General features: G+C 66.6%; 6 protein-coding genes. 2 read left to right on the top strand and 4 right to left on the bottom strand.

All coding sequences use genetic code 11. The features are described from left to right. Positions 1-80: 80 nt before the first annotated feature. The 4 genes from EJC49_RS24970 to EJC49_RS24955 are packed head-to-tail and all read right to left on the bottom strand — an operon-like array spanning position 81 to position 3,602. Positions 81-923, bottom strand: coding sequence for a metal ABC transporter permease (locus EJC49_RS24970; protein ID WP_126702641.1), 843 nt, complete (start codon positions 921-923; stop codon positions 81-83). Further along, positions 920-1,777: a metal ABC transporter permease gene (locus tag EJC49_RS24965; RefSeq protein ID WP_126702640.1), complete on the bottom strand. Its 858-nt coding sequence runs from the start codon at positions 1,775-1,777 to the stop codon at positions 920-922. Before EJC49_RS24965 ends, EJC49_RS24970 begins: the two co-directional genes overlap by 4 nt. Positions 1,778-1,779: 2 nt before the next feature. Further along, on the bottom strand, positions 1,780-2,721 hold the full coding sequence (locus EJC49_RS24960) for a manganese/iron ABC transporter ATP-binding protein (protein ID WP_126702639.1): 942 nt from the start codon (positions 2,719-2,721) through the stop codon (positions 1,780-1,782). Next, the gene (locus EJC49_RS24955; protein ID WP_126702638.1) at positions 2,718-3,602 is read right to left on the bottom strand and encodes a metal ABC transporter substrate-binding protein; all 885 of its coding nucleotides are present in this window, start codon (positions 3,600-3,602) and stop codon (positions 2,718-2,720) included. Before EJC49_RS24955 ends, EJC49_RS24960 begins: the two co-directional genes overlap by 4 nt. 168 nt (positions 3,603-3,770) lie before the next feature. Here EJC49_RS24955 and EJC49_RS24950 point away from each other — a divergent pair, with 168 nt between their 5' ends. Together EJC49_RS24950 and EJC49_RS24945 are read left to right on the top strand one after the other, a co-directional pair. Next, the gene (locus tag EJC49_RS24950) at positions 3,771-4,202 is read left to right on the top strand and encodes a Fur family transcriptional regulator (RefSeq protein ID WP_126702637.1); all 432 of its coding nucleotides are present in this window, start codon (positions 3,771-3,773) and stop codon (positions 4,200-4,202) included. A 127-nt stretch (positions 4,203-4,329) separates the two neighbouring features. Beyond that, positions 4,330-4,980: a YiaD family glycine zipper/OmpA-like lipoprotein gene (locus EJC49_RS24945; RefSeq protein ID WP_126702636.1), complete on the top strand. Its 651-nt coding sequence runs from the start codon at positions 4,330-4,332 to the stop codon at positions 4,978-4,980. The last annotated feature ends 126 nt before the right edge of the window (positions 4,981-5,106 follow it).

Below are 5,106 nucleotides of genomic sequence, written 5' to 3'. Positions count from 1 at the left end.
CCAGCCCGACGATCGACATAGACCTCGACCTTGTCCCAAACCATCCTCGGCAGAATGAACCGTATTGGACGCGACACGCTTTAGGGCGTCGCGATGCGTTCCGAGGCCCGGGCGGCGAGGTGGCGGGCGCGCATGAACGCCAGGATGAAGCCTGCCGTCATCAGGAGAACGATGGTGGGCGCCGGGGCGCTGTCGATGAAGAAGGACAGGTAGACGCCGAGGAACGACGCGACGAGCGATACGGCGAGCGAGATCGCCATCATCGTCTCGAACCTGCGGGCGATGAGGAAGGCGGTGGCGCCCGGCGTAATGAGCATGGCGATGGCGAGGATGATGCCGACGGCCTTCAGCGCGCCGACGATGGTCAGCGACAGGATGGCCAGGAGCCCGTAGTGGAGCAGCCTGACCGGCAGCCCGATGGCGCGGGCATGCTGGGGATCGAACGCCAGAACGAGCAGATCGCGGCGGCGCAGGACGAGCAGACCGGAGACGAGCGCCGCGATCAGCCCGCTTTCGGCGACGTCGCGCCAGGTGACGCCGAGCATGTCGCCAAACAGGATGTGGTCGAGGTGAACCGAGGTCTGGATGCCGACATAGAGCACGAGCCCGAGACCGAACATGCCGGAAAAGACGACGCCCATCACCGTGTCTTCCTTGACGCGGCTGTTTTCCTTGAGAAAGCCGGTGGCAAGGGCGCAGATCATCCCCGCCGCGAAGGCGCCGACGGCGAGCGGGATGCCGATTATGTAGGCGATGACGATGCCCGGCAGGACGGCATGGCTGATGGCGTCGCCCATCAGCGACCAGCCCTTGAGCACGAGGAAGGTCGACAGCAGCGCCATGGGCGCAGCCACCAGCAGGGAAATGGCAAAGGCCTGCTGCATGAACGGAAACTGGAAGGGAAGCAGGAGGTGGTCGATCATGCGCGCTCCAGCATGGTGGCCCGCGCCTTGCGGCGAGCCGCCAGCATGCCGTGCTTCGGCGCAAAGACGAAGGCCGCCAGAAAGACGAGGGTCTGGAGCACCACGATGATGCCGCCCGTGGCGCCGTCGAGGAAATAGGAGAGATAGGCGCCGAAGAAGCTCGACAGCGACCCGACGGCGACCGAAACCGCGATCAGCCGCGGGAAGCGGTCGGTCAGGAGATAGGCCGTCGCGCCCGGCGTCACGACCATGGCGATGACGAGAAAGGCGCCGACGGTCTGGAGGGCGGCGACCGTGCAGGCCGACAGGAGCGTGAAGAACACGATCTTCAGGGCGAAGGGATTGAGGCCGATCGAACGGGCGTGCGTCTCGTCGAAGAACACGGCCATCAGGTCCTTCCATTTGGCCAGCAGCACGACCAGGGAGACGCCGGAGATGATGACGAGTTGCAGCGTGTCCTGTGGCGTGATGGCCAGGATGTTGCCGAGCACGATGGTCTGGATGTTCACCGAGGTCGGCGAAAGCGAGACCATGAAGAGCCCGAGCCCGAAGAAGGAGGTGAAGATCAGGCCGATGACGGCATCCTCGCGCAGCTTGGTGCGCTGGTTGAGGAAAAGCATGGCGCCGGCCGCCAGGCCGCCCGACAGGAAGGCGCCGAGCGAAAACGGCAGGCCGAGCATGTAGGCCCCGGCCACGCCGGGAACGATCGAATGCGACAGGGCATCGCCGATCAGTGACCAGCCCTTGAGCATCAGGTAGGCGGAAAGAAAGGCGCAGACCCCGCCGACGAGCGCGCTGACCCAGATCGCGTTGACCATGTAGCCGTAGGAAAAGGGCTCGAGCAGCAGGTCCATGGTCAGTCCCGCGCCTCCCGGCCGCGGGAAGCGGGGATGGGGTCCGCCGGCCCCTGCGACGGCCGGCTGGCCGCGCCGTCGACGCCATCCTCGCCATAGAAGACGAAGGGCCGTTCGTCGTCGGTGATGACGGTGACCTGGCGCTGGTCCGCGTCGTCGTGGAGATCCGTGCCGCCGAGCACGAAATGCCGCAGCACGCCGCCGAAGGCGATTTCCAGGTTGGCGCGGGTGAACACCGCCTCCGTCGGACCGGCGGCGAGAATGGTGCGGTTGATGAGGATCGCGCGGTCGCAGAACTCCGGAACGCTGCCCAGATTGTGGGTGGAGACGAGCATCACGCGCCCTTCGGCGCGCAGGTTCCGCAACAGCGAGACGATGGCCTCCTCCGTGGTGACGTCGACGCCGGTGAAGGGCTCGTCGAGCAGGATCACCCGGCCTTCCTGCGCCAGCGCGCGGGCCAGGAAGACGCGCTTCTTCTGTCCGCCGGAGAGTTCGCCGATCTGGCGCTTGCGGAAGTCGGCCATGCCGACCCGGTCGAGTGCGGCGGCCACCTTCTCCCGGTCGATCCGCCTGGGGATCCGCAGGACGTTCATGTGGCCGTAGCGGCCCATCATCACCACGTCCTCGACCAGGATCGGAAAATTCCAGTCGACGTCCTCGGCCTGGGGGACATAGGCCACCGCGTTTCGGTCGCGGGCGCGGCCCGCCGGCTGGCCGAGGATGGTCACCGTGCCCGACGCCAGCGGCACGAAGCCCATGATCGCCTTGAAAAGCGTGGATTTTCCGCTGCCGTTGACCCCCACGAGCGCAGTGATCGACCCTTGCGGAATGGAAAAGCTGACACCGGACAGAGCGGTGTGCCCGTTCCGGTAGGTTACCGCGACGTCTCTGGCGACGATCCCCGGCAGCGCGTCGGCTTCCGGGGTCCTGGCTGCTTCGGTCACTCGGACAAGCCTTTCGCGATGGTTTCGGTGGTGATGCGCAGGAGGTCCAGATAGGTCGGCACCGGCCCGTCGGCCTCCGACAGCGAATCGACGTAGAGAACGCCGCCATAGGCCGCGCCGGTTTCGCGGGCGATCTGGCGGGCCGGATTGTCCGAAACCGTGTTCTCGCTGAAGATCGCGGGAACGTTCTCGGTTCGCATGACGTCGATCACGCGCCGGATCTGCTGCGGCGTGCCCTGGCTGTCGGCATTGATGGGCCAGAGATAGAGCTCCTTCAGATCGAAGTCGCGCGCCAGATAGCTGAAGGCGCCTTCGCTGGTCGCGAGCCACCGGCGCTCCGGCGGAATGGCGCTCAGCTGCGCGCGAATGGGGGCGATCGCCGCCCGGATCCGATCCTTGTAGGCCTGCGCATTGTCCGCATAGACCGCCGCGTTCGCGGGATCGGCGGCGGAAAGCGCCGCCGCGATGTTGTCGACGTAGACCAGCGCGTCGGACGGCGACATCCAGGCATGCGGGTTCGGCTTGCCGGTGTAGGGGCCGTCGCCGATCGACATGGGCTCCACGCCGTCGGAGACGACCGCCGACGGAACGTCGCGCAGATTGGCGAAGAAGCGTTCGAACCACAGCTCCAGGCCAAGCCCGTTCCAGAGAACGAGGTCGGCATCCTGCGCCTTGAGGATGTCGCCCGGGGTCGGCTGGTAGTTGTGGATCTCGGCCCCGGGGCGGGTGATGGAATCGATCTGGGCCGCGTCGCCGGCGACGTTGCGCGCCATGTCGGCGATGATGGTGAAGGTCGTGACGACCTTCAGCTTCGTGTCTACAGCGTGTGCCGGCCCGGCGGCGAGAAGAACGGCGATGGCGAAAGCGAGCGATCTCAGCATGGGCGTCAATTCTCCTCGTGGCGGATCGGGCGGAAACGCGCGAAAGGCATCGTCACACGAACATAGCGGGTCGGGCGCGGGAGTCAACGCAAATGCAAATCATTTGCAACAAGCCCGGCAGGGGGCGGCCTATTTGCAACTCGTTGTCATCTGAACCATAGTCCGGCGATGACGACACAGCCGAAACCGAAGGTGGACTACGAGGCCGAGCTCCGGCGCGCCGGGGTGCGGATCACCCGTCCGCGACGCATCATCCTGGACATCATCGCCGGCACCGAAGACCACCCCGATGCCTACGAGATCTTCCGCCGCGCCTGCATCGTCGACGCCAGCATCTCGCTGTCGACGGTCTATCGGACCATGAAGCTGCTGGAGGAGCATGGCGCGATCCAGCGCCACGCTTTCGCGGGCGGCCCATCGCGTTTCGAACATATGGGCGAGGAGCACCACGACCATCTGATCGATCTCGACACGGGAGACGTGATCGAGTTCCGGTCGGACCGCATCGAGAAGTTGCAGGACGAGATCGCGCGCGAACTGGGCTACGACATCCTGCACCATCGGCTCGAACTCTACGGCCGCAAGCGGCGCAAGAACTGAACGGCCTGGCGCTTCGAACGGGCATGCGGACACGGCGTTCCGTTTTTCGCCGCAATTCCCGACAATAGACCGGCGTAGAGGCGACTCGGGCGGGCTCCGGGCCCTTGCACCAAGGAGAGGGATTTCGATGAAGAAGACCATGATTGCCGCCGTCGGCGTCGCCAGCCTCGCACTCGCGGCCTGCACGACCGACCCGTATACGGGGCAGCAGAAGATTTCCAACACGGCCGGCGGCGCCGCGCTCGGCGCCCTGGCCGGCGCGGGCCTCGGCACGCTCGCCGGCGGAAACGATCGGCGCAACGCGCTGCTCGGCGCCGGCATCGGCGCGCTGGCCGGCGGCGCGATCGGCGGCTACATGGATCAGCAGGAAGCGCAGCTGCGCCAGCAATTGCAGGGCACCGGCGTCAGCGTCACCCGCCAGGGCGACCAGATCATTCTAAACATGCCCTCGAACATCACCTTCGACACCGACCAGGATGCGGTCAAGGCGTCGTTCTACGGCACGCTGAACTCGGTGGCGCTGGTGCTGACGAAGTTCAACCGCACGATCGTCGACGTTTATGGCCACACGGATTCGACTGGCAGCGCCAACTACAATCTCGGCCTCTCGCAGCGCCGCGCCCTCTCGGTCGCCAACTATCTCGGCGCGCAGGGCGTGGACCAGCGCCGCTTCTCCATCCTGGGCCTGGGCGATACCCAGCCGATCGCCTCGAACGCGACGCCCGACGGGCGCGCCGCCAACCGCCGCGTCGAAATCCGGCTCGCGCCCATCACCTGACCGGTCGCGACGATCCAGCACCGGATCCCGCCCTCGGCGGCGGGCTCCGCGTCCCGGGCGCGGGCGAGACGCCGGCTTGCCCGGTCGGGCGCAGGCGACGCCCGGCGCTTCGATGCCCGTCGCCGC

The sequence above is a fragment of the Aquibium carbonis genome (assembly GCF_003970795.1).
Taxonomy (GTDB): domain Bacteria; phylum Pseudomonadota; class Alphaproteobacteria; order Rhizobiales; family Rhizobiaceae; genus Aquibium; species Aquibium carbonis.
This window is presented reverse-complemented; position numbering and strand designations above follow the sequence as displayed.

What these genes read in the sequence shown, in the direction of transcription:
- EJC49_RS24970 (WP_126702641.1), bottom strand. Translation starts at nt 923, where the DNA reads ATGATCGACCACCTCCTGCTTCCCTTCCAGTTTCCGTTCATGCAGCAG.
- EJC49_RS24965 (WP_126702640.1), bottom strand. Translation starts at nt 1,777, where the DNA reads ATGGACCTGCTGCTCGAGCCCTTTTCCTACGGCTACATGGTCAACGCG.
- EJC49_RS24955 (WP_126702638.1), bottom strand. Translation starts at nt 3,602, where the DNA reads ATGCTGAGATCGCTCGCTTTCGCCATCGCCGTTCTTCTCGCCGCCGGG.
- EJC49_RS24950 (WP_126702637.1), top strand. Translation starts at nt 3,771, where the DNA reads ATGACGACACAGCCGAAACCGAAGGTGGACTACGAGGCCGAGCTCCGG.
- EJC49_RS24945 (WP_126702636.1), top strand. Translation starts at nt 4,330, where the DNA reads ATGAAGAAGACCATGATTGCCGCCGTCGGCGTCGCCAGCCTCGCACTC.